A 25,597-nucleotide genomic window follows, 5' to 3' on the forward strand; every position below is an offset into this window, starting at 1 on the left:
CAGGAATTCGACTGCACATTATCTGGATCTTCACTCAACAAGTTACTAAAGGGCGATATCACGCCTGTATCATTCAGTTATTAGTGCATTGACTGGGGAAATTGGATATATCACCCTTGCATCATGGACGAGCTCGACGTAGAAGTTTTGGTCGTCGGCGGCGGCCCGGTCGGCCTGTCCGCCTCCATTGAGCTCTCGCGCCACGGAATATCGACGCTGCTCGTCGAGAAACACGCGGGCACCTCGATATTCCCGAAGGCCAGACTCATCACCACCAGGACGATGGAGATCTTCCGCGCCTGGGGAATCGTGGCGGACGTCGAACGCGCCGGAATGCCGCGCGAGGAGTTCCTCGCCGTGGGCGTCGGCAGCTCGCTGTCCTCCGACGACTTCATCCGCTCCGCGGCCGCGATCGAGCGCGACGCGCCGCAGAGCCCCACCTACGCCTACCTGTGCTCGCAGGACCACCTGGAGGTGATCCTGCGCCGGCTGGCGGAATCGATGCCGTCCGCCCAGGTCAGCTATGGCGCGACGATGACCGGGCTGCGCGGGGCCGGCGACGGCGTCGAGGCGGTCGTCGAAGACGGGCGGGGCCGTACGCTGGTGCGCGCCCGCTACGCCGTGGCCGCCGACGGCGCCAGGAGCGGCGTCAGGGAGCAGCTCGGCATCGAGGTCGAGGGCCCGCCCACGCTCGGCCACATGATCAGCATCATGTTCGAGGCCGACCTGAGCTTCCTGCCGTCCGAGCGCCGGGCCGCGCTGTCGTTCCTGCGCAACCCGCCGTGCGCGGTCGAGGCCGTGGACGGCGGCAGGCGCTGGATGGTGCAGACCGGCTACGAACCCGAGGAGGGCGGCAGCCCCGCCGACTTCACCCCGCAGGTCTGCCTCGACGCGGTACGCGGCGCCGTCGGCGTGCCCGGCCTGCCGGTGGACATCCTGGGCGTCATGCCCTGGCTGCAGCAGGCCAAGGTGGCGACCACCTTCCAGAAGGGCCGCGTCTTTCTCGCCGGGGACGCCGCGCACGTGGCCACGCCGCAGGGCGGGTTCGGCATGAACTGCGGCATCCAGGACGCGCACAACCTGGCCTGGAAGCTCGCCGCCGTGCTCCACGGTACGGCGGGGCCGTACCTGCTGGACACCTACACCGCGGAGCGGCGCCCGATCGCGGCCAGGACCGTGGACGAGAGCCTGAACAACGCGCTGATCACCTTCCACATGATGGAAGGGCACCTGTCGATGACCGAGGCGATCGAGCAGCAGGCGGGCCGGCGCAGCTCGGAGGGCCTGGTGCTGGGCTTCCACTACGAGTCGGCGGCCGTGGTCGCCGACGGCACGCCCGCCCCCGGACCCGAGGACCCCTACCGCACCTACGTCCCCGCCGCCCGCCCCGGCCACCGCGCCCCGCACGCCTGGCTGACCGGCGAGGACGGCAGAATCTCCACGCTCGACCTGTTCGGGCCCGGGTTCACGCTGCTGACGCCGGCCGGGAGCGGCTGGCTGCAGGCGGCGAAGGAGGCGGCCGAGTCGAGCGGTGTGGTGATCGCGGCGGTCGAGATCTCCGCCGACGGGTCCGGCGGGCTGACCTCGCCGACCTGGGCCGGGGAGTACGGCCTGGAGGAGAGCGGGGCGGTGCTGATCCGCCCCGACGGTCACGTGGGGTGGCGTTCGTGCGCCGGGCAACCCTCGCAGGCGGAACTGCTGGAGGCGCTGGACACGATCCTGGCGCGGTCGTGATGGGCCAGGTCACGGTGCGGCTGAGCCGCATCGTGACGGGCCGGATCAAGACGTGCGGGATCGTGACGCACAGGGTCGTGACGGGCCGGATCATGGCGCACGGGATCGTGGCGGGCTGCTGGGTCGAGGCGCACAGGGTCGTGGTGGGGGCGTGAGCGGGTACGCATCTTGGCCGCGGCGAGGCGCAGCGACAGCGGGCTGCCCGAGGTCGCGGCCAGGACCCGTCCGCGGGCCGTGCCCACCAGCAGGTCGGCCAGCCGCCGGGCGTCGGTCGCGGGCAGCGGCCGGACGAACTCGCGGTGCGCCCCCTGCCTGGCCACCAGGTCGTCCAGCGGGTCCGTGCTGATCACGACGACCCGGCAGTGCGCGCCACCGGGCAGCAGCGGCACGACCTGTTCGGCGTCGGTGACGTTGTCCAGCACCACCAGCAGCCTGCGCCGCGCGGTCCAGGACCGGTACAGCGCCAGCTTCTCGTCGGCGTCGAGGGGCAGGTCGGCGGCGGGCACGCCGAGCGCGCGCAGGAACCGCTCGACCACGGTCTCCGGCTTGGCCCCCGCCATGTCGGCGAACAGCTGCCCGTCGGGGAACCAGTCGATCCGCTCGTGCGCCCACCGCAGCACCAAGGCGGTCTTGCCCATGCCCGCCGGCCCGCTGACCACGGTCGTGGCCGGTGCCGCCGCCTGGTCGTGGCTCAGGGCCGCGTCCAGGGCCGCCAGCTCCCGCTCCCTGCCGACGAACGGCAGGATCTGCGGCGGCAGCTGCGACGGGACCACCTGCGCGGGCGCCGGGACACGCGGCACCGGACGCATGAGCGCGACCTCGTCCCTGAGGATCTGGTCGTGCAGGCGGCGCAGCGCGGGTCCGGGCTCCAGGCCGATCTGCTCCAGCAGGTAGCGGCGCGTCTCCTGGTAGGTGCGCAGCGCGTCGGCCCGCCGTCCCGCGCGGTACTGGGCCAGCATCAGCTGGGCGCGCACCCGCTCGCGGAAGGGCGACTCGTTCGCCAGGGCCAGCAGGTCGGGGATCACCTGGTGGTGGCGGCCGAGCTCGATCTCCAGCTCCAGGCAGGCCTCCATGGCCTCCAGCCTCGACTCCTCCATCCTGGCGACGTCGTAGCGCAGGCCCCTGATGTCCTCGAACGGGTTGCCCCGCCACAGCGACAGCGCCTCGCGCAGCAGCTTGACCGCCGCCTCGCGCTCGCCGTCGGACGCCGTCGCGCGCGCCCGCGCCACCAGCGCGCCGAAGCGCAGCCAGTCGATGCTGTCCGGCTCGGCGCGCAGCATGTAGCCGGGGCTGGACGTCTCGATCACACCCGCCCCCAGCGTACGGCGCAGCCGCGAGACGCAGATGGCGATCTGCCGCCACGCGCTGGCCGGGGCGGAGCCCGCCCACACTGTCTCCACCAGGCGGTCCACGCTGACCACCCGGTTGGCGTTGAGCAGCAGGCTGGCCAGGATCGCCAGCTCCCTGTTCGCGCTCATGTGCAGCTCGGCGCCGTCCTTGGCGACTTTGAGCGGGCCGAGGACGCCGAACTCGAAGGGCCGGCTCATGCCGGGTACCGCTCTAACTCGTCGGCCGCTCTGGTCGTGCCGCCGGCTTCGCGGATCTCCCGTGCCATGGCGGCGGTGGCCTGCCGTACCCGGTCATCGGAGACGACCGCGAGCACGTCGGCGACCAGGCGCTCCGGCGTCAGCTCGGCGGGGTCGACGACGCGGCCGAGGCCGAGTTCGGCGACGCGGCGGGCGGGCGGGCCGTCGATGGCGGTGGCCGGGACGATGACCGTGGGGCGGCCCCAGTACAGGGCCTCCATGGCGGTGCCCATGCCGCCGTGGGTGACGGCCACGTCGGCGTGCCGCAGCACGCTCATGTGCGAGACCCAGCGGCGGACCTCGACGTTGGCGGGCAACGGCCCCAGGTCGACGGCTTCCGGCACGGTCACCACGGTGTGCCAGGGCAGGTCGCCGAAGGCCCGCACGCAGGTGCGGAACAGGTCGGGACGGCTGCTGGCCACGGTGCCGAAGGTGAGCAGCGCGATCGGGCGGCCGTCGCCGGGCGGCGTCCAGTCCGACAGGAAGCTCCGCTCGCCCAGGCAGGGCCCGACGAAGGCGAAGCGCTCGTCGAAGGTCTCCCCGGCGAACTGGAAGGAGCGCGGCAGGTTGACCAGGCTGAAGTCCTGCACCTGCCACCACAGGTCGGCCGGCGGCACGTCCACGCCGTGGTCGTGCGCGAGCGCGGCGGTCCTGGCCAGCATGTCGTCCACCCAGCCGGGCAGCGCGCCGCCGGCGCCGCCGTCGCCGTAGATGGAGGAAAGGTAGGAGAAATGTTCGTTCGACGCGAAAACCGGAATGAGTTGTACGGCCGGCCGCCCCCACTTACGCGCCAGAATCCGCCCGGCGTGCAGAACGGAGATGTCATACACCACCACGTCGGCCTTTTCAGATCCAACGCTTTCCAGCATGACCCGGCTCTCGTCGAGAAACAGCGAGATGAGCCCGAGCGGATCGTCTTCGAGCCGACGCAGATCGGCCTTGTGATAAATGGAGTCGTAGCCGATGACGGTGGCGCCCGCGGCGCGGACGACGTCGGCCATGCTTTCACCGGTGACGTAGGTGACCCGGTTTCCCCGGCGCACCAATTCGGCGACCACGGCCAGGTTCGGAATCACGTGGCCATGATCGGGCTGACACATGAAGAGGTAATGCCGTGCCATACGCACAAAGCTAGTGAGGACGGGGCATAACGTGTCACCCCTAACCCCGTGATAGGGGTACCGCCGGTACGGGGCCCGGTGATTACGTTGAGTCATGGCCACTCGTGTCTGGGACTACCTGCCGGAATACGACGTCGAACGGGACGATCTGATCGACGCCGTCGAGACCGTGTTCCAATCCGGCCAGCTCGTGCTCGGCGAGAGCGTGCGCGCCTTCGAGGCCGAGTTCGCCGCCTACCACGGCGCGCGCCACTGCACCGGAGTCGACAACGGCACCAACGCGCTCAAGCTCGGCCTCCAGGCTCTGGGGGTCGGCAGGGGCGACGAGGTGATCACCGTGTCCAACACGGCGGCGCCGACCGTCGTCGCCATCGACGGCGTGGGCGCGACCCCGGTCTTCACCGACGTGCACCGCGACACCTACCTCATGGACGTCGAGCAGGTCGAGGCGGCCATCACGCCGCGCACCCGCTGCCTGCTGCCCGTCCACCTGTACGGCCAGTGCGTCGACATGGCTCCGCTGGAGCGCCTGGCCGAGGCGTACGACCTGGTGATCCTGGAGGACTGCGCCCAGGCGCACGGCGCCAGGCACCACGGCCGTGTGGCCGGCTCGATGGGCCGGGCCGCGGCGTTCTCCTTCTACCCGACCAAGGTGCTCGGCGCCTACGGCGACGGCGGCGCGACGATCACCTCCGACGACGTCGTGGACGCCAGCCTGCGCAGGCTGCGCTACTACGGCATGGAGCAGACCTACTACGTGGTGCGGACACCGGGCCACAACTCCCGGCTGGACGAGGTGCAGGCGGAGATCCTGCGCCGGAAGCTCACCCGCCTCGACGCCTACATCGCCGGCCGCCGCGCGGTCGCCGAACGCTACGAGCGGGCCCTGGGCGACACCGAGCTGGTGCTGCCCGCGACCGCCGAGGGCAACGAGCACGTCTACTACGTGTACGTGGTGCGCCACCCCCGGCGCGACGAGATCATCGAGGCGCTGCGCGCCTACGACATCCACCTCAACATCTCCTACCCGTGGCCGGTCCACACGATGACCGGCTTCGCCCACCTCGGCTACCGTCCCGGCAGCCTGCCGGTGACCGAGGAGCTGGCCGGGCAGATCTTCTCGCTGCCCATGTACCCGTCGCTCCCGGTCGAGGTACAGGAGAAGGTCATCGCCGCCCTGCGCGAGGTGCTCTAGACCCCACCTCTAGATCACCACTCGGGAAGCAGTCCGAGCGCGGCCGCCTCACCCAGCGTGGGGGCGGCCGCGTCGCGTTCCGACAGGATCGGCGCCGGCTCGGCGGGCAGGCCGAGGGCGAGGTCGGTGTCGAAGACCGACAGCGTGAGCTCGTTCTCCTTGCGGTACTCCGCCGACAGCAGGTAGCACACCACCGAGTCGTCCTCCAGCGCGGCGAAGGCGTGCCCCACGCCCGGCGGGAAGTAGACGGCGCGCCCGTTGGCGAGGCTCAGCTCCGCCGCCTCCCACCGCCCGAACGTCGGCGAACCCACCCTGAGGTCCACCGCGTAGTCCAGCACCCGCCCCGCCGCGCAGTACACGTACTTGGCCGTGCCCGGCGGGATGAGCGTGTAGTGGATGCCGCGCACCACACCGCGCCGGGAGACGTTCCTGCTGGCCTGCGCGACCGGGAAGAGCGCCTTCCCGGTCGCGGCGATGAAGGCCCCCTCCTGGTACGGCGAGGCGAACGACCCGCGCTCGTCGGGGAAGACCGCAGGGGTGAACTCGAAGGCGCCGGCGACGGCGAGTTCGCGATGGCGCATCACACGACGTGGACGTCGGGGACGTACAGGATCCACCGGCCGCCGGACTCGCGGAAGCCCGTCTCCTTGGCCATGATCTCCTCGGCGTGGTTCCAGGCGAGCAGCAGCGCGTAGTCGGGGTAGGGGTCGCGGAAGGCCTCGGGCCCGAGCACGGGGATGTGCGAGCCGGGCGTGAGCCGTCCTTGCTTGGCCGGGGTGGTGTCGCTGACGAAGGTGAGCAGCTCCGGGCCGATGCCGCAGTAGTTGAGCACGGTGGCGCTCTTGGCGGTGGCGCCGTAGCCGTAGATCGTGGCGCCCTGGGCGCGCAGCCCCTTCAGCAGCGCCGTGAGCCGGTCGCGGTTGCCCTCGACGGTGGCGGCGAAGCGGTCGAGCGCGGACAGCCGGGTGAGGCCGGCCTCGTCCTCCTCGGCCAGCATCGCGGCGACCGCGGGAGCGGGCGTCCTGGCTCCGGTCCTGGCGAGCGTGTAGCGCACCTCGCCGCCGTGCACGGGCAGGCGCTCGACGTCCACGAGCTCGAAGCCGTGGCGGGCGGCCATCCGGCTCACCGAGCCTGCGGAGAAGAAGTAGAAGTGCTCGTCGTAGATCTGGTCGAAGGAGGAGCGGGCCACGATGTCGGCCAGGTAGGGGTCCTCGAAGACGAAGACGCCGTCCACCTTCAGCAGCGTGTCGACGCCGCTGAGGATGGAGTCCATGTAGGGGATGTGGCACAGGGTGTTGGCCGCGTAGATCACGTCGGCGGGGCCGTCCTCCGCGCGTACGCGGGCGGCGGTCCCGGCCTCGAAGAAGTCCTTGGTCACGCGCACGCCCTTGGCGGCGGCCAGGTCGGCCACGCCGCCGGACGGCTCGACGCCGAGGTGCCTGACCCCGGCGTCGGCGACGACCTCCAGCATGGTGCCGTCGTTGCAGCCGAGCTCGACGACGAACGGGTCATCGCCGCTCAGCTCGGTGGTCAGCAGCCGCTTGGCCAGCGTGTGGAAGTGCTCGCGCATGACCGAGGAGCCGGAGGAGACGTAGGGGTAGCCCTCGTGGAACATGCGCTCCCTCGGCACCTCTTCGAGCAGCTGCACCATCGTGCAGCTCTCGCAGACGCCGACCGCGAGCCGGAAGAAGAACTCCTCGCGTGGGTCACCGGGTTCGACGAAGGCGTCGGAGATCGGCTGCCGGCCGAAGTCCGCGAACTCGCGGAGCCGGCCGGAACAGATGCGGCACGCCATACGATCCTCCTGAAGATTGCCGTCAGCGGCGGTACCTCACCCACACGTCACCGGTCTGCACGTAGCCGGTGAGCCGCACGACGACCGCGGCCTGGGTGGGCGAGACGATGGGCCTGTTGTGGACGGCGCCGAGGAGCCGGCGGGTCACCGCGTCGTCCTGCACCCACCAGTCGTAGGGGGCGACGATGACGACGTCGCCGAACCACGAGGTGATCTGCACGTCGACGGTCACCTCACGGTAGGCGCACTCGGCCCTGGTGAAGTCGACGCGCACGGTGCCGAACCTGTGTGCCTTGGTCGTGATGAGCGGCGGCACCACCCAGCGCCCGTCCTGGCGGATCTTGCCGCTGCGCGTGTGCAGCTCCAGCACGTCACCAGGGTGGGCGGCGGGCAACGGAGCGGCCACCACGGTGGCGGGCAGCAGCGCCGTGGGCGGCGGGCCGCTCTGGGGTAAGTCCTCGACGACCTCGTCCAGCTCACGGAGCGTACGCGCGCCGTAGGTGCGGTCCAGGCGCTCGTTCAGCTCTTCGAGGTCGATGCGTCCCTCGCTGACCGCGACTCTCAGCATTTCCGCAATTCTGTCGCGATCCTGGTCACTGGCTCGGATTTCCGGACGATCGGTCATGGCGTCCACCCTAAGAGCGTATGAATGGCCGGTCCCAGAGATAACCCCTATTTTCCATCACCGAAAAGCAGGGGTTGAGGTGTTATGAGGGCTCATGCGAGCTTCGGCGGTAAAGGCCTGTTGTTAGGAGACCGCCATTCTTGACGTCAGGAGCTGGTTCGAGGAAGTCGCCGAGCACACCGCGATGGCGGTGGAGCGGCTTCCTCTGGAAGAGCTGGGCGGATGGCGCCGGTGTGAGAGCACCGGGAACATCAGCCACGACAGCGGCAAGTTCTTCACCGTCCAGGGGCTCGACGTGCGCTTTCCCGGCAGCCCCGTGGACGCCTGGACCCAGCCGATCATCAACCAGCCCGAGGTGGGCATCCTCGGCATCCTCGTCAAACGCGTGAACGGCGTGCCGCATCTGCTGATGCAGGCCAAGAACGAGCCCGGCAACCACGACGGCCCCCAGGTCTCGCCCACCGTGCAGGCCACCAGGAGCAACTACACCCGCGTGCACCAGGGGCGGCCGGTGCCGTACCTGGAACACTTCCGCGAGCCGAGCGGGCGGGTGCTGGCGGACGTGCGCCAGTCGGAGCAGGGCGCCTGGTTCTACCGCAAGCGCAACAGGAACATGGTCGTGGAGACCGCAGCGGACGTCGAGGTGCTCGACGGGTTCCGGTGGCTGCCGCTGGGACGGGTCCACGAGATGCTGGCCGTGCCCGACCTGGTGAACATGGACGCGCGCACCGTACTGGCCTGCATGCCGGCGCTGGAGACGCCGCTCCCGCGCGAGGACGGCTTCCGCGCGGCGCTGATCCGCTCCCGCGACCCGCGCCAGAGCGCCGTGCACGGGATCGACGAGGTGCTGAGCTGGCTCAGCGGCATCCGCTCGACCGTCGACATCAGCACCGAGCCCATCCCGCTCAACCGGCTGCGGCAATGGCGCCGCGACGACGGGCGGATCTCGCACGACAGCGGCCGCTTCTTCGACATCATCGGCGTGCGCGTCGCCTCCAGCGGACGCGAGGTGAGCGGCTGGACACAGCCGATGATCGAGCCGGTGGGCACCGGCGTCATCGCCTTCCTCGTGCGCCAGATCGGCGGCGTCCTGCACGCGCTGGTCCACGCGCGCGTCGAGCCCGGCTACACCGACGTGGTGGAACTGGCGCCGACCGTGCAGTGCGTGCCGGAGAACTACGACCACCTGCCGCCCGCCGCCCGCCCGCTGTTCCTGGACGAGGTGCTGGGCGCCGCGCCCGGCCGCATCCGCTTCGACACGGTGCTCTCGGAGGAGGGCGGGCGCTTCTACCACGCCAGGAACCGCTACCTGATCGTGGAGACCGGCGACGACCTGGCCCCCGGCCACCCCGACTTCCGCTGGCTGGCCATGCACCAGGTCGTGGAACTGCTGCGGCACAGCTACTACCTCAACGTCCAGGCCCGCACGCTGAGCGCCTGCCTCGACAGTCTCAGCGCAGCCGCTCGATGACCTTGCCGAAGTCCTCCATGGCCGCCTCGGTCACGGTGAAGTAGGCGAAGCCGTACCTCTCGCTGTCGCGCAGGACCTGCTCGGCGAGCTGCGCGGGCGTGCCCACCAGCAGCGTCGGGACCTCCAGGAGCTGCTCGGCCGTGAGGTCGGGCGCGTAGCGGCGCAGGCTCTCCAGGCCCGCGCGGCGCTCGCGCGTGAGCACGGTGGCCTTGGGCAACAGGTTCAGCTCGGGCTCGCGACCGCCCGCCTCGGCCCTGACGAAGGCCACGCGCTCGGCGAGCGCGTCCGCGTCCACGAGCGCGGTCCTGCCGTATTCGGCCCGGTACGGCGCGCCGGTGAAGCTGACCGTCTGGGCGCGCTGGGCGGCCAGGCGCAGGATGCGGTCGCCGTGCCCCCCGATCATCAAGGGCGGCGCCGACTCCCCCAGCGCCGCGTCGAGCTCCTTGACCAGGCTCTCCAGCCGGTCGGCGCGGGAGGACGCGGTGCCGAACGGGATGCCCGCCTTCTCGAACTCGGCCTTCACGTAGCCGGTGCCGAGGCCGAGCTCCAGCCGGTCGCCGAGGAGCTGGGCGGTGGTGGCCACGTCCCTGGCGAGCAGCGCGGGCAGGTAGAAGCTGGAGTTGAGCACGTACGTGCCGATCCTCGGGCGCGTGGTGGCCTCGGCGGCCAGCACGGCGCAGGGGAAGGGCGCCAGCAGGTTCAGGTGGTCGGGGACGGCGACGACGTCGTAGCCGAGCGCTTCCGCCCGCCGGCACTTGTCCATCCACTCGGTCCTGGAGCAGCCTTCGGTGATGAGCACCACGCCGAATCTGATCATGTCATCCCGATCCTCGCGATCGCGGTGACGATCAGGCCGTTGCGGATCAGCCACCGCCCCTGCCACCGCAGGCCTTCCGCCATGATGTGGGCCGAGAACGTGCCGCCGAACGGGTCCACGTCGATCTCGGCGTCGTAGAAGCCCAGCCACCGGTTCGTCATCGGGAACCAGGCCTTGTAGACGGACTCCTTGGCGCTGAACAGCAGCCGGTCCCAGCAGGGCCCGGGGCTGGCCGCCGCCAGCCGGCGCAGCATGTCGCGCTCGTGCGGCAGCGAGACCGCCTCGATCACGTCGTCGCCCACCGGGGCGTCGGGCTCGGCGTCGATGCCGAGCATGGCGGGCTTCCTGGTGAGCGCGGCGGCCCGGTAGCCGGTGCAGTGCGTGATGCTTCCGGCGATGCCGGGCGGCCAGGTCGGCTCGCCCCGCGGGCCGCGCAGCACGGCCACCGGCGCCATCCCCAGCTTCCCCATGGCCCGCCGGACGCAGTAGCGCGCGGTCGCGAACTCGCGTCGGCGCTTCTCCACCGCCCGCCCGATCAGTGCCTCCTCCTCGGGAAAGAGCACGGTGCCGGGAGGATCGTCGAAGGTCTCGAAGGCCTCGACCTCCGGGGGGAGGATGTCCTCGATCACCCAGCCAACTTACCCATGCGAGGCAATTCTCCAATAGGGCGGCAAAGATGATTCCGGGGCCGGTTCGCGGAATTAGGGGTCGGTCCTATAGGGGCGACGGTGTGCGAGTTAACCCGGAATTTGACCGCTTTTTGAGCGGCATTCGCTATCAAGGAGGATGCGCTATACGCGGTTGGGGCGGGCGGGACCGGCCGTGTCCCGCATGGGGCTCGGCTCCCTGGCCCTGGCCGGCGCCTACGGCCACGCCGACCAGCACGAGGCGGCCGGCCTGATCCGCCGCGCGCTCGACGCCGGCGTGACCCTCGTCGACACCGCCGACTTCTACGCCGCCGGCCAGGTCGAACGCGTGGTCGGCCGGGCCGTCGCCGGACGTGGGCACGAGGTCGTCGTCTGCACCAGGGGCGGCGCCCGCGTCCTCGGCAGGACGATCGACTTCGACGGCAGGCCCGAATACCTGGAGCGCGCCTGCGAGTCCTCGCTGAAGCGCCTGGACGTCGAGAGCGTCGGCGTCTACTTCCTGCACTGCCAGGACCCCCGCGTGCCGATCGAGGAGAGCATGGGCGCGCTGGCCGCGCTCGTGGCCGCGGGGAAGATCCGCCACATCGGCCTGTCGGGCGCGACGGCCGCGCAACTGCGCCGGGCGCACGCCGTCCATCCCGTGACGGCGCTGGCGGTGGAGTTCTCCCTGTGGGTACGGCGGGCCAACGCCGCCCTCCTGGCCGAGGCGGAACGGCTGGGCGTGGGCGTGCTCGCCGCCCGCCCGCTGGGCCGGGGCTTCCTCACCGGCCGGATCGGATCCGCCGCCGTGCTCGGACCCCACGACTGGCGTCACGGCGACGCCCGTTTCCTGCCCGAGCGCGACGTGCCCGCGCTGCGCCGCCTGGAGGCCGCGGCGGCCGAGCTCGACCTGGGCGCCGGACGGCTGGCGCTGGGCTGGCTGCTGGCCCAGGACGCGCGGGTGGTGCCGGTGCCCAGCACCCGCGACCAGGTGCACCTGGAGATGAACCTGGCCGCCACCACGGTCGCGCTGGGCCGCGAGACCCGCGACGAGCTGACCGGGATCTTCCCCGACTACTCGCCCTCGCTCCTGCTCTGAGGCGCGAGCAGCGAGGCCGCGACGGCCTTGTTGACGGCGTCGATCCGCGAGACCGCGTTGAGCTTGACGAAGATGTTGCGCATGTGGCGCTTCACGGTGGCCTCGGCCAGGCCGAGCCGGCGGGCGATCTGGGCGTTGCTGAGCGCCTGGGCAGCCAGTTGCAGGACCTCCAGCTCCTTCTCGCTCAGCCCGCCGGAGGGCGGCGCCGACTCCACGTGCGCCAGGCTGTGGCGGGAGACCGCGAGCACCACCCTGGACGGGTCCTCGTGCACGCTCTTGACCGCCGCGATCAGCTCGTGCCGGTGCACACTCTTGAGCAGGTAGCCGCGGATGCCGGCGGCCAGCAGCCGGGTGAGCAGTTGCGGCCCGTCGTACATGCTGAGGATGATGATCTGGGTCTCGGGTGAGATCCTGCGTACCTTGCCGACGGTCTCGGTGACCTCGTCGCCGGGGATCTCGACGTCGAGCAGGAGCACGTCCGGTTTCGTGGCGCCGACCATGGCGACGGCGCCCGCCGAGTCGCCGGCCTCGCCGACGATGCCGATGTCGCCGCCGGCCTCCAGGATCTCGCGCAGCCCCTCCCTGAAGAGGGCGTGGTCGTCCACGATGCCGACGGAGATCAGCGCGTTACCCGGGGTCGTGGTCATCGTGCCGCTTCTTCAGTGGGATGAACACCTCCACGAGGCACCCGCTGCCGGGGGCGCTGGAGATCGTGACCCGGCCGCCGAGCAGTTCGGTGCGCTCGCGCATGGAGCTCAGCCCGACGCCGCCCTTGCCGCGCACCACGGCCGGGTCGAAGCCCCTGCCGTTGTCCTGCACGGTGGCGACGAGCTCGTGAGGGGCGATGTCCACGCGCATGAGGATCATCGTGGGCGCGGCATGGTTGATGGCGTTGCGGGCGGCCTCCCTGACGACCAGGAAGGCCTCGTCGAGGACCCGGGCGTCGGCCCAGCCCTCGTCGCCGTTGACGTGGAGCCCGACGGAGACCGTGTCGTCCTCGACCGACTCCAGGAAACCGAGCAGCGCCTTCTCCAGGCTCTTCAGCGGCACCTGGGGGTGCAGCTCCGAGGTCATCTGGCGCAGGTTCTCCATCGTCTCCTGGATGGCCTGCTGGGCGACGCCCATCTTGGTGGAGGCGCGGGCGGCGTTGGTGACCCGGTAGACCTCGGCCAGCGCGAGCTGCTGGTGCGCGACGCTGATGCCGTGGCCGATCCGGTCGTGTAACTCCCTGGCGATCCGTCGGCGCTCGTCCTCCTGCGCCTCGTGGACCTGGTTGAGCAGGAAGCCGTGGTAGCTCTCCGACGCCTCGCGGATGCGCAGCGACAGGCTCTCCTCCATGCCGGTGGCCACCAGCGTGAATGCCTCGGCCGGCGATTCCGATTCCGCGGCGACCTGAAGGGCGAGTCGTGTCATCGCGACACGAAAGAAAAGTGAGCCTGCCTCAAGAGAAGCTTTCGGGTGTACGCCGGTGGCGGCACGGCGGCTGCCCACTTCCCACGCATGGAATTTATACAGGTTGTTAATCTGCACCTTTCCGGCACGGAGAGTAGCCGCCACATCGTCCAGGACGTAACGCGCGGTCATTAGGGCCTGTCGCTTGGCCTGCGGATCCGTGTACAGAACGTTGCCGGCGGCGAGCAGGGCGGCCTCGAATTCGACGAGGATTTCTTCCCGACATGCGTCAACGATTCGCGCCGGGTCGCCCCCAACCCCGTATGCCGCATCCAAGGATGTCCCTTCCGCCCATGGGACCGAGCACTCAACTATCTCGCAGCCCGGCCATCCTGGCAACATATAACGTCAAATGCCAGATATCAGCGCGGTAATGTGAACCAGGTGTTGTGTGGCCATGAACGCGCGGTACGGCCGGCGTTGTTCGCGGCGGCTTCCCCCGCCCAAGCGCACCCGCCCCGCGCCGGCCACGACCACCGCGACCGCCCCGGCGGCCATCGCCACGACCACCCAGGCCAGCTCGACCCCCAGCAGCACGACCACCGCGAACAACGCCACGACCAGCACAGATGCCGCCACCGACATGAACCACCTGCAGGCCCGCTCACCCCTGGTCACCACGACCGTGCGCCGCCCCGCCGCGGCGTCCCCCTCGCGGTCGGACAGATCCTTGGCCGGCACGCCGACGAGCGTCATCCAGTAGACGGAGGCGGCGGCGAACACCAGCAGCCCGATAGGGGTGGCGACGGCCCGCCCCCCTGCGGCGAGCGTGAAACCCCCCAGGTATGACAGCAGCCCGGACAGCACCAGCACCGCCACGGTGCCGCCGGAACTGCCCTTGAGCGGCACCGGCGGGCCGGAGTAGAGGTAGCCCAGCACCAGGTTGGCCCCCACGATCAGCGTCATCGGGCCCGGCAGGTCGAGCGTGACGGCCAGCGACAGCACCGCCGCCACACCCGCCACGAACAGCGCCGACCCCGGATCCAGCGCCCCTCGGGCGATCGGCCTGGCCGATCCGTTGACGCGGTCTCCCGCCACGTCGGTGACCCCGTTGAACAGGTAGATGGCGAAGATCGACAGGACCCACGCCGCGACGCCCTGCAGCACCTTGATCGGCTCTGGAGCCACCGCCGTCACCGGCAGGGCCAGCACCACTCCGGTGAGGAAGCGCATCGCGGACACGGTGAGGACGGCGGGCCTGGCCTCGGCCACGCACATCACCAGCATCGAAGGGATCGAACCTGTCGCGTTCCTTGACGCGGTTACTCCAGCCATGGCCGGATTCTTGCCCCCGGCACCCGCGAAGATAAGGGGGTGATACGAAAGTTGTAGTCCCGGATGATTCCTCGGATACCCGGACTACAACCTCCCGGGAATCCATCTTGCCCGGCCCGCGAAACCCCGGCTAGCTTCGCCTCAAGTCGACCCAACGCGACGATAGGGAATGTCATGCCGGATTTCAAGCTGCTCGGGCCTGTAGAGGTGCGCGACGAATACGCTGGAATACTGGCACTGCGTGGCCCGAAGATTCGCCAGGCCATTTCCCTGTTGGCGCTCAACGCCGGCCGTACTGTCGGGTTCGATCAGTTCATCGATGAATTGTGGCCGGCCAGGACGCCGAAAGACGCGTTGAAGACCCTGCAGACCCACATCTATTACCTGCGCAGAATGCTCGGGCCCGCGGCGGGGCCTTTGGTCGTCACCAGGCCCGCCGGCTACGTGCTGCACGCCGACGCGGACCGCGTCGACGCCCTCGTCTTCCCCCGCCTGGTGGCACGGGCAGGGGAGCAGGCCCGCGAGGGCAGGACCGCCGCCGCCGAACGGCTGCTGGAGCGGGCGCTCGGCCTCTGGAGCGGCTACACCGCCCTGGCCGACGTACCGCTCGGCTTCGTTCTCGGCCCGCCCGCGACCGCGCTCGACCAGCAGCGGCTGCGCGCCCAGGAGACCTCCATCGACCTGCGGATCACACTCGGCAGGCACACGGAGCTGATCGAGGAAGTGCGCGCGCTCGTCGCCGCGCATCCACTGAACGAGACCTTCCACTCCCAGCTCATAACCGCGCTCACGCGCGCCGGCCGGCGCACCGACGCCCGGCGCGCCTACGAGGGGCTGCGCATTCTCCTGGACGCCGAGCTGGGCGTGAAGCCCACGTTCGACCTCCCCGCTCTGCATTGAAAAGGCCTGCGAAAGGAAAACCGATGAAGGGTGTCGAGCGTTACGCCGGATTCACGCCCATCGACCTGGTCGACCGCACATGGCCCGGCAATCGAATTCGGACCGCGCCGCGCTGGCTGTCGACGGATCTGCGCGACGGCAACCAGTCCCTCGCCAATCCGATGACCCCCGAGCGCAAGCTCATGATGTTCGAGCTTCTGGTGGATATGGGATTCACGGAGATCGAGGTCGGTTTTCCCGTGGCCAGCCGGAGCGACCACGACTTCGTGCGCATGCTCATCGAGCAGGACCGCATTCCCGACGACGTCCGCATCACCGTGCTCACTCAGGCGCGCGAGGAGCTCATCGAGCAGACGATCGACTGCCTCAAGGGCGCGAACCGCGCGATGATCCACATCTACAACGCCACCTCCCCGGTCTTCCGCGAGGTCGTCTTCGGCATGGACCGCGACGGCTGCAAGGAGATGGCCGTGCGGGCCACCCGCGTGATGATGGACGGCGCCGAACGCCGGCTGCGCGGCACCGACGTGGCCTTCCAGTACTCCCCCGAGCTGTTCAACGAGACCGAACTGGACTTCTCCCTGGAGGTCTGCGAGGCGGTCATGGACGTCTGGCAGCCCGGCGAGGGACGCGGGATCATCCTGAACTTCCCGACCACGGTCGAGCGCTCGCTGCCCAACGTCTTCGCCGACCAGATCGAGTGGCTCGGCCGCAACCTGTCCAGGCGCGAGCACGTGTGCCTGTCCGTCCACCCGCACAACGACCGCGGCACCGGCGTGGCCTCGGCCGAACTCGCCCTGCTCGCGGGGGCCGAGCGGGTCGAAGGCTGCCTGTTCGGCAACGGCGAGCGGGCCGGCAACGTCTGCCTCGTGACGCTCGGCATGAACATGTACTCCCACGGCGTCGACCCCGGGCTCGACTTCTCCGACATCAGCGCGATCCGGCGCACCGTCGAGATCTGCAACGAGGTTCCCGTCCACCCGCGCCACCCCTACGGCGGCGACCTCGTCTACACCGCCTTCTCCGGCTCACACCAGGACGCCATCAAGAAGGGCTTCGACGAGCTGGAACGGCAGGCGCTCGCGCGTGACCTGCCCGCCGGTGAGCTGCCGTGGCGGGTGCCGTACCTGCCGGTGGACCCCAAGGACGTGGGCCGCACCTACGAGGCGGTCGTGCGCGTGAACAGCCAGTCGGGCAAGGGCGGCGTCGCCTACGTGATGAGCGCGTGGCACGGCATGAACCTGCCGCGCGGCCTGCAGAGCGACCTGGCCGCGAAGGTGCAGGCGCACGCGGACACGATGGGCGGCGAGCTGTCGCCGAGCCTGATCGGCACGTTGTTCGTGCAGGAGTACCTGTACCACGGGGACGCCTCCGAGGCGGTCGGCTGGCACACGCCCATCACCGCGTCGCTGTACGTGGACGGGGCCTTCGACCGCTGCGGCCCGCGGGCCGACACGTTCCGCACGCTCGGCGCGCTCCTCGGTCCCTGGGGCATCCAGGTGCGCGTCGTCCACCGTACGGGCCGATCCCTCGACCACGAGGAGCTCGAACCCCACCAGCGGCTGCTCGGCGGCTGCTCGCGAGAAGAGACCGTGATCTACGCGGAGTGCGCGCTCGGCGACGAGGTGGCCTGGGGCGTCGGCATCGACGCCGACATCGCCACCGCCGCCTTCCTGGCCGTTCGGGCCGCCGGGACGCGCCTGGTCCGCGAGACCCACACCAGCCGTGCCGTGAGCGTCGCCGCGGTGGGGCACTAGGAACGGGGAGAAGCGATGTCACTGGCCACTCTGCGCGCGCTGCTGGACGAAACGGTGTCCGGCAAAGGGCGCATCGCGATGGTCACCGGGGCCGTCGCCACCGGCAAGAGCAAGCTCCTGTACGGCTTCGCCGAAGGCGTCTTCGAGCAGGGCGCGCTCCCGCTGACCGCGACCGGCTCCCGGGCCGAGTCCGAGGTCCCGCTGGGCGTTCTCTCCCAGCTCATCCACAGCGCACCGCTGACGGAGGAGCAGCAGGAGACCACGCTCGGCCTGATGCGCGAGGACGCCCGCGCGAAGCTCGGCATGGACCCGCGCTCGGAGGCCATCGAGCACATGGACGTCCAGGTCGTGGACGCGCTGGCCAGGGTTCTGCTGGACCTGTCCGAGCGCTGCCCGCTGGTGATCATGGTGGACGACGTCCACTACGCCGACCGGGGCTCCCAGCTGTGCCTGTCCTATCTGGCGCGCCGGGTCAGGTTCGCCAAGATCATGCTGGTCCTCAGCGCCGCCGACCACAGCCCGCACCTGCAGAGCCTCTTCCACACCGAGGTCCTGCGCCAGCCCCACTGCCGCCCGGTGCGCCTGTCGCACCTGTCGGCGGAGGGCGTGGCGGAGCGGGTGGCCGAGCGCGCCGGCGCCGAGGCGGCCGAGCTGCACGCGGCCACCTGCCACGAGCTCAGCGGCGGCAACCGGCTGCTGGCCGACGCGCTGCTGGAGGACCTCCAGGACACCGGCGCCCCCGCCACCCGCTACGGCGACGCCGTCCTGACCTGCCTGCACCGGGCCGACCTGCGCATGCTGGTGACGGCCAGGGGCCTGGCGGTGCTGGGCGAGCCGGAGCGCCTGGGCAGGCTGCTCGGCGAGAGCGAGCCGGCCACCGCCAAGGCGCTGATGGCCCTGGACGGCGTCGGCCTGCTCGACGAGGGCCGCTTCCGCCACGAGACGGCCAGGTCGGCCGTGCTGGGCGAACTCGACCCCGGCGAGCGCGTCGGCCTGCACCGCCAGGCGGCCGAGCTCACCTACGACGAGGGCGCGCCGGTGGCCGTCGTGGCCGAGCACCTGCTGAAGGCCGGGCACGCGGAGGAGCCGTGGGCGCTGTCGGTGCTGGAGGAGGCGGCCTCGCACGCGCTGCGCGACGACGGCGTGGAGATCGCGATCGAGTACCTGAAGCTCGCCTCGCGCGCCTGCGACGACCAGCGGCGGCGGGCCAGGATCGCGACCATGCTGGTGCGCGCCAAGTGGCGCATCGACCCCAGTACGCCGACCGGCCAGCTGGCCGAGCTCACCGACGCCCTGCACAAGGGCAACCTGGGCGGCTCCGACGCGGTGGTGCTGGCCAAGGCACTGCTGTGGCACGGCCACGCCGGCGACGCCAAGGAGGTGCTCGGCCACCTCGCCGAGCCCGACCGGCTCGATCAGGAGGCGGTGGCGGAGGTGGCCGCCGCCCGGCCGTGGTTCCGCGGCACCTACCCCTCGTTCCTGCGGCATCTGCCCGGCCTGACCCGTGAGCAGGCGGGCAGCGCCGCCTCGTCGCTGCGGGTGGGCCGCCGGATGGAGTCGGCGGAGGCGCTGGCCGGAGTGCTGGCCGAGGGCCCGAAGGAGGAGACGATCGCCACGGCCGAGCAGATCCTGCGCGGCTCGCACCTGGACGAGATGTCCATGGACACGGTCGAGAGCGCCCTGCTGACGCTCACCTACACCGACCGTTCCGGCAAGGCCGCGCCCTGGTGCGACGCCTTCATCGAGGAGGCGGCGGCCCGCCGCGCCCCGAGCAGGCAGGCCCGGCTGTCGGCCATCCGCGCCGAGATCGCGCTGCGCAGAGGAGATCTGGCCGCGGCCGCCGAGGACGCCACCCGGGCGCTGGAGATCATCCCGGCCGGCAGCTGGGGCGTGGCCGTCGGCAGCCCGCTCGGGACCCTGCTGCTGGCCGGCTCCGCCATGGGCCGCCTGGACGAGTGCCTGTCGCGCTTCGACGAGCCCGTTCCCGACGCGATGCTGGAGACGCGCTACGGCCTGCAGTACCTCTACGGCAGGGGCCGCTTCAACCTCGCGGCCGACCAGCCCAGGCAGGCGCTGCGCGACTTCATGCACTGCGGCGAGCTGATCCGCAAGTGGGAGATGGACGTGCCCGGGTTCCTGCCCTGGCGGGTGGACGCGGCCGAGGCGCTGATCCAGCTCGGCCAGACCGAGGAGGCCCGCCGGCTCATCGACGACCAGCTGACCCGCTGCCGCGGCCGGTCGAACCGGGTCCACGGCATCGCGCTGCGGGTGCTGGCCTCGGTGAGCGAGCCGCGTACCCGGCCGATGCTGCTGCGCCAGTCGAGCGACCTGCTGCAGTCGTGCGGCGACCGGTACGAGCTGGCCAGAGCGCTGTTCGATCTCACCGAGGCCTACCACGCCAAGGGCGAGGCGCGCCGGGCCGGGATGCTCGGGCGGCGGGCCCGCGTCCTGGCCGAAGCCTGCCACGCCGCCCCGCTGAGCCGGGCCCTGTCGCGCGGGCGCAGGACCGACCCGGCGCCCGAGCCCGAGCACCACGGCGAGAGCCCGGTGCTCAGCGACGCCGAACTGCGGGTGGCGACGCTGGCCGCGGAGGGTTTCACCAACCGCGAGATCTCCGGGAAGCTGTTCATCACGGTCAGCACCGTGGAGCAGCACCTCACGAGGATCTTCCGCAAGCTCAGCGTCACCCGCCGCACCGATCTGCCGACGAGCCTGGCCCGTGAGCACACCTGATCGGGTCTCACTCCGCGATGGCGGTGTGCATGACCCAGCGCAGAACCGGCAGGTCCTCGCCGTCGACGGAGGTGTTCTCGCCCTGGTGCCGGAAGTGCTCGTACCCGGCGCCCAGCGGCAGCTTGAACGTCTCCTCGACGGCGACGACCCGCTGGATCCGGCGGTCGGCGGGCAGGTGCGGCGGGCCGCCGAGCAGGATGACCTTGAACTGGGACATGACTGCCTCCTTTCAGAGGGGGATGTTGGAATGGCGCCCTCTCGACGACGGCGCCTCGGCGAGAGCCTCCGCCAGCCGCAGCCGGGTGGTCTCGGGGGCGATGACCTCGTCCACGGCGCCCATCGCCAGCGCCCGCTGCACGCCGCCGGACACCCGCTGGTGCTCCTCGGTCAGGCGGGCCAGCAGCTCCGGCCGCGCCTCCTCCGGCGCGGCGGCCAGGACCTTGCGGTGCAGGATGCCGACCGCGGCCTCGGCGCCCATGACGGCCACCTCGGAGCCCGGCCAGGCGAAGACCCGCGTGGCGCCGAGCGATCGGGAGTTCATGGCGATGTAGGCGCCGCCGTAGGACTTGCGGGTGATGAGCGTGATGCGGGGGACGACGGACTCGGCGAAGGCGTGCAGGAGCTTGGCGCCGCGCCGTACGACCCCGCCCCACTCCTGGTCCACGCCCGGCAGGTAGCCGGGCACGTCCACCAGGACGAGCAGCGGGACGCCGAGCGCGTCGCACATGCGCACGAAGCGGGAGGCCTTCTCGGCCGACAGGGAGTCGAGACAGCCGCCCTTGCGCAGCGGGTTGTTGGCCAGCACGCCGACCGTGCGCCCCCCGAGGCGGCCGAGGCCCGTGCACATGTTCCCCGCCCACTTGGGCTGCAGCTCCTCGAAGCCGTCGTCCACGATGGCGCGGACGAGCTTGCGGGCGTCGTACGCGCGGCGCGGCGAGTCGGGCAGCAGGGAGCCGAGATCCCTGGGCTCGCTCAGCTCGGTGAAGTCGAAGGCGCCGTGCCGGGTGAAGAACCCGGCCAGGCGGCGGGTCCTGCGGTAGGCCTCCTCCTCGTCGGCGACCGTGATGTGGGCGACGCCCGACTTGGGCCCGTGGGCGGCGGGACCGCCGAGCCCGGCCATGTCGATCTGCTCGCCGGTGACGGTCTTGACGATGTCGGGGCCGGTCACGAACAGGCGGGCGTCCTCCGTCATGACGATCACGTCGGTCAGCGCCGGGCCGTACGCGGCGGCGCCGGCGGCCGGGCCGAGCACGACGGAGATCTGCGGCACCACGCCCGAGGCCTTGGTCATGGCGGCGAACATGCGGCCGACGCCGTCCATCGACTCCACCCCGTCGGCCAGCCGGGCGCCCCCCGAGTGCCACAGACCGATCACAGGGGACCCCTGGAGCACCGCGACGTCGATCGCCTCGACGATGTGCTGGGCCCCGGCCGCGCCGAGCGCGCCGCCCTTGAGCGTGGCGTCGGTGCAGAAGGCCACCACGGGCGCCCCGTCCACCAGGCCACGAACAGCGGTGACGCCGCTGCCGTCCTCCTCGTGAAGCGGGACGGCGGTGTCGGGGTCGAGCAGGCGGGAAAGGCGGACCGACGGCGCCCTCGTATCAGTGATTCGTTCTGACAGAACTGTCATCGCTGGAGATTTCCTGACGCTCGGCAGTGGTTAATGGCAAAAGTGCCAAGATCACAACGCCCTGCCAACCCTTATTGTCCGGTTGCCGATGACAGCTTGTTGCCGCCCTTTCTGCGCGTTGACCGGAGTTCGTCATAGGCGCTTCCATATCGGGATCTTCACTTTTGGAGGACTGACGTGTCCCAATGGTCCTTACCTATCGTTTCCGCGCTTCTGGTCTCGCTGGCGGTTCCGCCGGGGGCCACCGTCCATTCCCCGCAGACCGACCCTGCCGCCCTGGTCAACGTCTTCCACGGCACCAAGGAAGCGGCCCCCGACTTCGGGCACGGCGGTGGCGGAGGGATGACCTTTCCCGGCGCCGTCCTGCCGTTCGGCATGATGCAGTGGAGCCCTGACACCGTCAGAGAGGCCGGCGGCGGATACGCGTGGGAGGACAACCGCCTGCGCGGATTCTCCATGACGCACATATCCGGTCCCGGTTGCAACGGCGCCCAGGATTTCCCGATCATGCCGTTCTCCGGTGTCATCGGCCGCTCCCCGGCCACCAATGGCTGGGATTACGTCCAGACGTTCAAGCACGAGAATGAGAAAGGCCGGCCCGGCTCCTATTCGGCCACGCTCGACACTGGCGTGGGAGTGGAACTGGCCGCCACCACCCGCGCCGGCGTCGGCCGCTTCAGCTTCCCGACCGGCAAGCCGGGCACCGTGCTGCTCAACACCAGCGGCTCCATCAACGGCGTCGACGACGGCGAGACCAGGGTCAGCGGCAACACCGTCGAAGGCTGGATCCAGACCGGCGGCTTCTGCGGCCCGCCCATGCGCTACAAGGTCTACTTCCATGCCACCTTCGACCGGCCCGTCACCGCGTACGGCACGTGGAAGAACGACACGGTCACCCCCGGCGCCGCCAGCGTCAAGAACAACGGCCCCGCCCGCGTCGCGAACGCCGAGACCGTCGGCGACGGCGACGTCGTCACGAGCGGTCCGGGATCCGGCGCCTACCTGCAGTTCGACCCCGGCCAGCCGGTCCAGATGCGCGTCGGCCTGTCCTACGTGAGCCTCGACGGCGCCAAGAAGAACCTCGCCGCCGAGGTCGGCACGCAGAACCTCGACCAGATCAGCGACCAGGGCTTCGCCGCCTGGAACAAGCGGCTCGGCCAGATCCGGGTCACCGGCGGCGGCGAGGACCGTCAGCGCACCTTCTACAGCAACCTCTACCACGCGCTGCTGCAGCCCCACGTCGCCGACGACGTCGACGGCCAGTACCCCGGCTTCGACCACAAGCCCAAGCAGGTACGGCCGGGCCGCCACCACTACGCGCTCTTCTCCGGCTGGGACATCTACCGCAGCGAGGTCCAGCTGATCGCCCTGCTCGACCCGGTCGTCGGCGCCGACATCGCACAGTCGATGTACGACAACGCCCAGGCCGTCGGCAACGTCTGGGACCGCTGGTCCCACCAGATCGCGATCACCGGCGTCATGGTCGGCGACCCCTACCACTCCATCCTGGCCAGCATGTACGCCTTCGGCGCCCGCGACTTCGACGCCCAGAAGGCGGTCCAGGCGATGGCGGAGGCGGCCAGGAGGGTCGGCCCGCAGGACATCGGCAGCCCGCTGCTCGGCTACGACGAGCGCCCCGGCAACGCCGCCTACATGAGCCAGGGCTACGTGCCGATCGACCCCGCCACCACCCTGGAGTACACGGTCGCCGACTTCGGCATCGCGCAACTGGCCGCCCGGCTCGGGCAGACGCAGATCGCGCAGGAGTTCAACGCCAGGTCGCAGAACTGGCAGAACCTCTACAACCCGGCCAACGCCTGGATCCAGCCGAGGGCCAAGGACGGCTCGTTCGTCTCGCCGTTCGACCCGGCCAGCATGCAGCTGTACGTGGAGGGCAACGGGGCGCAATACCACTGGATGGTGCCGCACAACGTGCGCGGGCTGTTCAACGTCATGGGCGGCAACGCTCAGGTGGTGCCGCGCCTGGACGCCTTCTTCAAGAAGCTCAACGCCGGCCCGCACGAGCCGTTCGCCTACCTGGGCAACGAGCCTTCGCTGGCCACGCCGTGGCTCTACGCGTGGGCGGGCCGGCCGTACCGGACGCAGGAGCTCGTGCGCCGGGTGCAGCAGGACCTGTTCAAGTCGGGCCCCGACGGGCTGGTCGGCAACGACGACCTGGGCGCCATGGGCTCCTGGTACGTGTGGTCGGCGATGGGGCTCTTCCCCGCGATCCCCGGCCGGGCCGAGCTGATGGTCAACACGCCGCTGTTCGACAGCGTCACCGTCACCAGGCCGCAGGGCACGATCACGGTCAACGCGCCCGGCGCAGCCACCAACCCCTACGTGCGGACACTGCGGGTGAACGGCGCCGCCACCGGCAAGGCCTGGCTGCCCGAGTCGTTCGCGCAGCGCGGCGGGCGGCTGGACTTCACGCTCGGCGCCCAGCCCAACACCCAGTTCGGCAGCGAGCCCTGGAACGCGCCCCCGAGCTTCGGCGACGGCGTCAAGCCGTACCTGGCCGGGCTGAGTCCGGGCAGCGGTCCGGTCGAGCCCGGCGGCAGCTTCAGCAGCGAGCTGGCCGTGCAGTCGTCGGGGCGGGCGCAGACCGTCGCCTGGACGGCCAAGGCGCCGGCCGGGATCACCGTGACGCCGGCCTCGGGGACCCTGCGCGTCCCGGCGGGCGGCAAGGCCACGCAGAAGGTGGTCATCTCGGTGAGTCCCGGAATGGCCACCGGGTTCCAGGAGGTGGACTTTACGACAGGGGACATCGTGGCCGGTGAGGTGAGCGCGGGCGTGCGGCTCAACGTCGCCCAGCGCGGCACCGTGGCCTGGGCGCAGAACGGCGCCGGCGTCGGCGACCCGGACCATCCGGGCATCGCCAACCTCGACGGCTTCAACTTCAGCTACTCCAACGAGGGGCTGGCGGCCAACGGGTTCGTGCCCGGCAAGCCGTACAAGTGGAAGGAGTTCGAGTTCACCTGGCCCGACCGCAAGCCCGGCGAGTGGGACCATCTTCGGGTGGGCAACGGGCCGGTCGAGGTGAAGGCGCCGGCCGGGGCCTCGAAGGTCGCGTTCCTGGGCTCGGCCACGTTCGGCTACCCCGAGGTGGACGTCACGATCACCTACACCGATGGCACCACGGGCACCGGCAAGCTGGGCTTCAGCGACTGGATCCTGAACTTCAGCAGCGCCCAGCCGCGACACGGCAACGAGATCGTGGCCACGCTCCCCAACCGGTTGTTCGGCGGTTCGTGGGCCTTCCAGCCGATCCCGTCGTATCTGTTCGCCGCCCAGCCGATCGCGCTGGACCCGTCGAAGCAGGTGCGCAGCCTGACCTTCGGACCCGTTCCCGAAGGCGCCATGCACCTGTTCACCTGGGCGTTCGCCTAGGTGGCTAGGAGGGGGCGGCGTCCAGGTAGACCCAGGCGCCGCCCTCTCTGACGAACCTGCTCACCTCATGCGTGTAGCCCGCCGTGCCCGCCTGGGTGAAGTGGGCGCGGAACTCCACGGTCCCCTCGGTGTGGATCGCGCTGCCCGCCGTGGCCGCGACGATCTCCAGGCGGTCCCAGCGCAGCCCGCGCTCGATCTCCACCCGGCCGGGCCGGGTACGCGGGTGCCAGGAGCGCAGCAGGTAGGCGGAGTCGCCGACGGCGAAGGCGCTGTAGCGCGAGCGCATGAGCTGCTCGGCGGTCACCGCCCGCGCCTGGCCGCGATGCAGCTTCCCGCAGCACTCGGCGTAGAGGGCGGGCAGCCCGCAGGGACAGGGACGCTTGGCCATGGG

The 25,597-nt window shown here is 70.7% G+C and carries 21 protein-coding genes; 8 read left to right on the plus strand and 13 right to left on the minus strand.

The features are described 5' to 3' along the window. Nucleotides 1–123: 123 nt before the first annotated feature. Nucleotides 124–1,734 (plus strand): FAD-dependent monooxygenase, encoded by a 1,611-nt coding sequence (locus tag ACIBI5_RS33325; RefSeq protein WP_397252699.1) that lies wholly within the window; start codon nucleotides 124–126, stop codon nucleotides 1,732–1,734. On the opposite strand, the gene ACIBI5_RS33330 is transcribed toward ACIBI5_RS33325, so the two are convergent. Together ACIBI5_RS33330 and ACIBI5_RS33335 are read right to left on the minus strand one after the other, a co-directional pair. After that, on the minus strand, nucleotides 1,650–3,281 hold the full coding sequence (locus ACIBI5_RS33330) for a BTAD domain-containing putative transcriptional regulator (protein WP_397252700.1): 1,632 nt from the start codon (nucleotides 3,279–3,281) through the stop codon (nucleotides 1,650–1,652). The genes ACIBI5_RS33325 and ACIBI5_RS33330 overlap by 85 nt on opposite strands. Continuing rightward, the gene (locus tag ACIBI5_RS33335) at nucleotides 3,278–4,537 is read right to left on the minus strand and encodes a macrolide family glycosyltransferase (protein WP_397252701.1); all 1,260 of its coding nucleotides are present in this window, start codon (nucleotides 4,535–4,537) and stop codon (nucleotides 3,278–3,280) included. The genes ACIBI5_RS33330 and ACIBI5_RS33335 overlap by 4 nt, the downstream gene beginning before the upstream one ends. Here ACIBI5_RS33335 and ACIBI5_RS33340 point away from each other — a divergent pair. Continuing rightward, complete coding sequence (locus ACIBI5_RS33340) at nucleotides 4,536–5,636, plus strand: DegT/DnrJ/EryC1/StrS family aminotransferase (protein ID WP_397252702.1); 1,101 nt, start codon at nucleotides 4,536–4,538, stop codon at nucleotides 5,634–5,636. The genes ACIBI5_RS33335 and ACIBI5_RS33340 overlap by 2 nt on opposite strands. A gap of 14 nt (nucleotides 5,637–5,650) precedes the next feature. On the opposite strand, the gene ACIBI5_RS33345 is transcribed toward ACIBI5_RS33340, so the two are convergent. The 3 genes from ACIBI5_RS33345 to ACIBI5_RS33355 are packed head-to-tail and all read right to left on the minus strand — an operon-like array spanning nucleotide 5,651 to nucleotide 8,056. Further along, entirely contained in the window at nucleotides 5,651–6,217 is a 567-nt protein-coding gene (locus tag ACIBI5_RS33345; protein WP_397252703.1) for a dTDP-4-dehydrorhamnose 3,5-epimerase family protein, read from the minus strand. After that, complete coding sequence (locus ACIBI5_RS33350) at nucleotides 6,217–7,431, minus strand: methyltransferase domain-containing protein (protein WP_397252704.1); 1,215 nt, start codon at nucleotides 7,429–7,431, stop codon at nucleotides 6,217–6,219. Before ACIBI5_RS33350 ends, ACIBI5_RS33345 begins: the two co-directional genes overlap by 1 nt. A 22-nt stretch (nucleotides 7,432–7,453) precedes the next feature. Beyond that, entirely contained in the window at nucleotides 7,454–8,056 is a 603-nt protein-coding gene (locus ACIBI5_RS33355) for a DUF1707 domain-containing protein (protein WP_397252705.1), read from the minus strand. 136 nt (nucleotides 8,057–8,192) lie between these two features. Between ACIBI5_RS33355 and ACIBI5_RS33360 the strand changes: the two genes are divergently transcribed. After that, nucleotides 8,193–9,527, plus strand: a complete 1,335-nt coding sequence (locus ACIBI5_RS33360) for an NDP-hexose 2,3-dehydratase family protein (protein ID WP_397252828.1) — start codon at nucleotides 8,193–8,195, stop codon at nucleotides 9,525–9,527. On the opposite strand, the gene ACIBI5_RS33365 is transcribed toward ACIBI5_RS33360, so the two are convergent. Then, nucleotides 9,508–10,344, minus strand: a complete 837-nt coding sequence (locus ACIBI5_RS33365; protein ID WP_397252706.1) for a TIGR03621 family F420-dependent LLM class oxidoreductase — start codon at nucleotides 10,342–10,344, stop codon at nucleotides 9,508–9,510. The two genes, ACIBI5_RS33360 and ACIBI5_RS33365, sit on opposite strands and share 20 nt — an antisense overlap. Beyond that, entirely contained in the window at nucleotides 10,341–10,973 is a 633-nt protein-coding gene (locus ACIBI5_RS33370; RefSeq protein WP_397107189.1) for a 4'-phosphopantetheinyl transferase, read from the minus strand. The genes ACIBI5_RS33365 and ACIBI5_RS33370 overlap by 4 nt, the downstream gene beginning before the upstream one ends. Before the next feature lie 157 nt (nucleotides 10,974–11,130). On the opposite strand from ACIBI5_RS33370, the gene ACIBI5_RS33375 reads away from it, so the two are divergent. After that, nucleotides 11,131–12,069, plus strand: a complete 939-nt coding sequence (locus tag ACIBI5_RS33375; RefSeq protein WP_397252707.1) for an aldo/keto reductase — start codon at nucleotides 11,131–11,133, stop codon at nucleotides 12,067–12,069. Here the strand turns inward: ACIBI5_RS33375 and ACIBI5_RS33380 are convergent. The 3 genes from ACIBI5_RS33380 to ACIBI5_RS33390 all read right to left on the minus strand — a co-directional run bounded on the left by ACIBI5_RS33380 (nucleotide 12,045) and on the right by ACIBI5_RS33390 (nucleotide 14,748). Next, on the minus strand, nucleotides 12,045–12,716 hold the full coding sequence (locus ACIBI5_RS33380) for a response regulator (RefSeq protein ID WP_379611867.1): 672 nt from the start codon (nucleotides 12,714–12,716) through the stop codon (nucleotides 12,045–12,047). The two genes, ACIBI5_RS33375 and ACIBI5_RS33380, sit on opposite strands and share 25 nt — an antisense overlap. After that, entirely contained in the window at nucleotides 12,697–13,482 is a 786-nt protein-coding gene (locus tag ACIBI5_RS33385) for a sensor histidine kinase (protein ID WP_397252708.1), read from the minus strand. Before ACIBI5_RS33385 ends, ACIBI5_RS33380 begins: the two co-directional genes overlap by 20 nt. Nucleotides 13,483–13,869: 387 nt before the next feature. After that, entirely contained in the window at nucleotides 13,870–14,748 is an 879-nt protein-coding gene (locus ACIBI5_RS33390; RefSeq protein WP_397252709.1) for a UbiA family prenyltransferase, read from the minus strand. 222 nt (nucleotides 14,749–14,970) lie between these two features. On the opposite strand from ACIBI5_RS33390, the gene ACIBI5_RS33395 reads away from it, so the two are divergent. The 3 genes from ACIBI5_RS33395 to ACIBI5_RS33405 are packed head-to-tail and all read left to right on the plus strand — an operon-like array spanning nucleotide 14,971 to nucleotide 20,186. Then, the gene (locus ACIBI5_RS33395) at nucleotides 14,971–15,696 is read left to right on the plus strand and encodes a BTAD domain-containing putative transcriptional regulator (protein WP_397252710.1); all 726 of its coding nucleotides are present in this window, start codon (nucleotides 14,971–14,973) and stop codon (nucleotides 15,694–15,696) included. Between the two features lie 23 nt (nucleotides 15,697–15,719). After that, nucleotides 15,720–17,453 (plus strand): 2-isopropylmalate synthase, encoded by a 1,734-nt coding sequence (locus tag ACIBI5_RS33400; RefSeq protein ID WP_397252711.1) that lies wholly within the window; start codon nucleotides 15,720–15,722, stop codon nucleotides 17,451–17,453. Between the two features lie 15 nt (nucleotides 17,454–17,468). Further along, nucleotides 17,469–20,186, plus strand: a complete 2,718-nt coding sequence (locus tag ACIBI5_RS33405) for an AAA family ATPase (protein WP_397252712.1) — start codon at nucleotides 17,469–17,471, stop codon at nucleotides 20,184–20,186. Between the two features lie 7 nt (nucleotides 20,187–20,193). On the opposite strand, the gene ACIBI5_RS33410 is transcribed toward ACIBI5_RS33405, so the two are convergent. Both ACIBI5_RS33410 and ACIBI5_RS33415 read right to left on the minus strand, forming a co-directional pair. Next, on the minus strand, nucleotides 20,194–20,403 hold the full coding sequence (locus tag ACIBI5_RS33410) for a DUF5988 family protein (RefSeq protein WP_379611873.1): 210 nt from the start codon (nucleotides 20,401–20,403) through the stop codon (nucleotides 20,194–20,196). Between the two features lie 12 nt (nucleotides 20,404–20,415). After that, the gene (locus ACIBI5_RS33415) at nucleotides 20,416–21,816 is read right to left on the minus strand and encodes an acyl-CoA carboxylase subunit beta (protein ID WP_397252713.1); all 1,401 of its coding nucleotides are present in this window, start codon (nucleotides 21,814–21,816) and stop codon (nucleotides 20,416–20,418) included. A gap of 177 nt (nucleotides 21,817–21,993) precedes the next feature. On the opposite strand from ACIBI5_RS33415, the gene ACIBI5_RS33420 reads away from it, so the two are divergent. After that, complete coding sequence (locus ACIBI5_RS33420) at nucleotides 21,994–25,206, plus strand: GH92 family glycosyl hydrolase (RefSeq protein WP_397252714.1); 3,213 nt, start codon at nucleotides 21,994–21,996, stop codon at nucleotides 25,204–25,206. A 4-nt stretch (nucleotides 25,207–25,210) separates the two neighbouring features. Here the strand turns inward: ACIBI5_RS33420 and ACIBI5_RS33425 are convergent, their stop codons facing one another. Then, on the minus strand, nucleotides 25,211–25,594 hold the full coding sequence (locus tag ACIBI5_RS33425; RefSeq protein WP_397252715.1) for a YchJ family protein: 384 nt from the start codon (nucleotides 25,592–25,594) through the stop codon (nucleotides 25,211–25,213). Between the last annotated feature and the right edge of the window lie 3 nt (nucleotides 25,595–25,597).

The sequence above is a fragment of the Nonomuraea sp. NPDC050540 genome, assembly GCF_044457485.1.
GTDB lineage: Bacteria > Actinomycetota > Actinomycetes > Streptosporangiales > Streptosporangiaceae > Nonomuraea.

Bases quoted from the DNA above. Each gene is read 5' to 3' on its own strand.
- ACIBI5_RS33325 (WP_397252699.1), top strand. From the start codon at position 124: ATGGACGAGCTCGACGTAGAAGTTTTGGTCGTCGGCGGCGGCCCGGTC.
- ACIBI5_RS33330 (WP_397252700.1), bottom strand. From the start codon at position 3,281: ATGAGCCGGCCCTTCGAGTTCGGCGTCCTCGGCCCGCTCAAAGTCGCC.
- ACIBI5_RS33340 (WP_397252702.1), top strand. From the start codon at position 4,536: ATGGCCACTCGTGTCTGGGACTACCTGCCGGAATACGACGTCGAACGG.
- ACIBI5_RS33335 (WP_397252701.1), bottom strand. From the start codon at position 4,537: ATGACTCAACGTAATCACCGGGCCCCGTACCGGCGGTACCCCTATCAC.
- ACIBI5_RS33345 (WP_397252703.1), bottom strand. From the start codon at position 6,217: ATGCGCCATCGCGAACTCGCCGTCGCCGGCGCCTTCGAGTTCACCCCT.
- ACIBI5_RS33350 (WP_397252704.1), bottom strand. From the start codon at position 7,431: ATGGCGTGCCGCATCTGTTCCGGCCGGCTCCGCGAGTTCGCGGACTTC.
- ACIBI5_RS33355 (WP_397252705.1), bottom strand. From the start codon at position 8,056: ATGACCGATCGTCCGGAAATCCGAGCCAGTGACCAGGATCGCGACAGA.
- ACIBI5_RS33365 (WP_397252706.1), bottom strand. From the start codon at position 10,344: ATGATCAGATTCGGCGTGGTGCTCATCACCGAAGGCTGCTCCAGGACC.
- ACIBI5_RS33375 (WP_397252707.1), top strand. From the start codon at position 11,131: ATGCGCTATACGCGGTTGGGGCGGGCGGGACCGGCCGTGTCCCGCATG.
- ACIBI5_RS33380 (WP_379611867.1), bottom strand. From the start codon at position 12,716: ATGACCACGACCCCGGGTAACGCGCTGATCTCCGTCGGCATCGTGGAC.
- ACIBI5_RS33385 (WP_397252708.1), bottom strand. From the start codon at position 13,482: ATGACACGACTCGCCCTTCAGGTCGCCGCGGAATCGGAATCGCCGGCC.
- ACIBI5_RS33390 (WP_397252709.1), bottom strand. From the start codon at position 14,748: ATGCTGGTGATGTGCGTGGCCGAGGCCAGGCCCGCCGTCCTCACCGTG.
- ACIBI5_RS33395 (WP_397252710.1), top strand. From the start codon at position 14,971: ATGCCGGATTTCAAGCTGCTCGGGCCTGTAGAGGTGCGCGACGAATAC.
- ACIBI5_RS33400 (WP_397252711.1), top strand. From the start codon at position 15,720: ATGAAGGGTGTCGAGCGTTACGCCGGATTCACGCCCATCGACCTGGTC.
- ACIBI5_RS33405 (WP_397252712.1), top strand. From the start codon at position 17,469: ATGTCACTGGCCACTCTGCGCGCGCTGCTGGACGAAACGGTGTCCGGC.
- ACIBI5_RS33410 (WP_379611873.1), bottom strand. From the start codon at position 20,403: ATGTCCCAGTTCAAGGTCATCCTGCTCGGCGGCCCGCCGCACCTGCCC.
- ACIBI5_RS33415 (WP_397252713.1), bottom strand. From the start codon at position 21,816: ATGACAGTTCTGTCAGAACGAATCACTGATACGAGGGCGCCGTCGGTC.
- ACIBI5_RS33425 (WP_397252715.1), bottom strand. From the start codon at position 25,594: ATGGCCAAGCGTCCCTGTCCCTGCGGGCTGCCCGCCCTCTACGCCGAG.